The 1,698-nt window shown below is 69.0% G+C and carries 1 protein-coding gene; it reads right to left on the reverse strand.

Annotated features, from left to right (window positions below):
- Nucleotides 1-1,529: hypothetical protein (locus OOT08_RS05875; protein WP_325091650.1), on the reverse strand; the 1,529-nt coding region annotated here is incomplete at its 3' end.
- Between the last annotated feature and the right edge of the window lie 169 nt (nucleotides 1,530-1,698).

Raw genomic sequence — 1,698 nt, forward strand, 5'->3', positions numbered from 1 at the left:
TTTTCGTTGCCCTCGGTGCCCGAGTCGCCGCTCTTCTCGTCGACCTTCGCGATCTTCACGACCTTCGCGGCGATTGCCTCGCCCTTCGGCCCATCGAAGGTGGCCTCCTGGCCCTCCTTCAGGAGCTCAGCGTCGCTCGCGGAGACCGTGCCGGACAGCACGAGCTTCGCGCCGGAAACGGTCATCGCCGTGCCCTCCAACACCGAGCCGCGATCAACCGTGATGTCATCGACGCGGCGGGGCAGCGCCGTGAGGAAGAGGACTTCGCTCGAGGGGAGCGTGGCCATCGCCCCCTCCTGGGCGCGAACGAGATCGGCCTGAGCGCTTTCCAGGGTCGTGTTCGCGGCCTGGAGCGCGGCCTGCTCCCCGGCGACATCGATGCCGCTGCCCAGCTCGTTGCGGGTGGCCACGGCCAGGTTCAGCGCGTCCTGGAGCTGCGCGATCGTGAAAGGATCCTTCCCCGTCTGCTGTTCCCGCTGGAGTGCCCGCTCCGCCTCTCGCACCGCGTTTTCGGCGCCCAGGCGCTCGGATTCGTTCGGCCCCTGCTGGGCCTTCGCGAGCGCCGCCTGGGCACTCTGAATGCCCGTCTGCGCGTCGCGAACCGCCTGCTCTGCGCTTCGCACGCCATCGGCGGCGTCCTCGCCCGTTGCGGGCGGCGCGTAGCCCACGCGCTCGTAGAGCGCGGCGACCCCGGCCGCTGTGCCCGCGTCGTAGACGTTGGAGTCCGGGTCACCGGCGTCGATCCCGATGCTGATGAGCGCCTGCTTCAGCTGCGTCACATCGGGGCCAGAGAGCCCAATGCTCAGCGTACGGTAGGCGGGCAGTTCCCCGGGCAACACGATCACGGGCCGCCCGGCGACCTCGAGGGCGATGGAGGTCGCCTGGAACTCGGCGCCCGCTTTGGGCACCTGACCGCTCACCACGGCGGGGCCGCTCAGGCCGCCCGTCTCGATCTTCACGGGCACCGCGTCCGCGTAGGTGACGTCCGCGCGGCTCGTGACCGTGTTCTCAATCCTGCGTTCCTCGATGGGCACCGTGATCAGCCCGCCCTTCGGGGCCGCGGTGCGCGCGGCCAGCTCCGCGGGCGACACGATGAACTGCATCACGCCGATCCCCGCGAGCAAGGAGAACACGGCGACGCCCGCGATCACGAGAACCAGGCGTTTGCCGGACAGTCCGGACAGCGAAAAGCGCTCCCGTTTCCCCGTCTCTTCAGCGTTTTCGGCGTTCTCTGAGTCTTCGGCAGTCGTGTCAAGGAGCGCACCGGCTTCCGGCTGCTTTCCTCCGCGTCGCTTCGCTCGCGCCGGTTTCGCGCCGGGCTCTGTTGCTTCTTTTGCTTCGGAGCGGGCGAGCTTTCGCTCCGCCCGCTCCCGCTGGCGGCGCGCTCGCGCGCCCTCAGCCTCGGTGTCCCCCGCCACGACCCCGGGGGCGCCGAGGGCACCCGCGGCGGCCGCAGCCCCAGCGCTGCCCGCATTCTCGTTCGTCTCGATGGGCGTGGTTGCCCGGTCGTCAGGATCGGTTTCGTGCACGGTTTCGCTTTCGTTCGGGGGTTGGGGACGGGGGGACGCCCCGGTTATTTCTTATCGGTGCCGAATTTTGCGACCAGGGCGTCGATCTCGGCCCGGTGCTCGTCGACGTAGACCGTTTCCAGCTTGATCATCACCTCGTTCTGGCGCTTGTCGTAGTCAACGTTCTTGA

This window comes from Leucobacter sp. M11, assembly GCF_035726885.1.
Taxonomy (GTDB): Bacteria; Actinomycetota; Actinomycetes; order Actinomycetales; family Microbacteriaceae; genus JAPFRB01.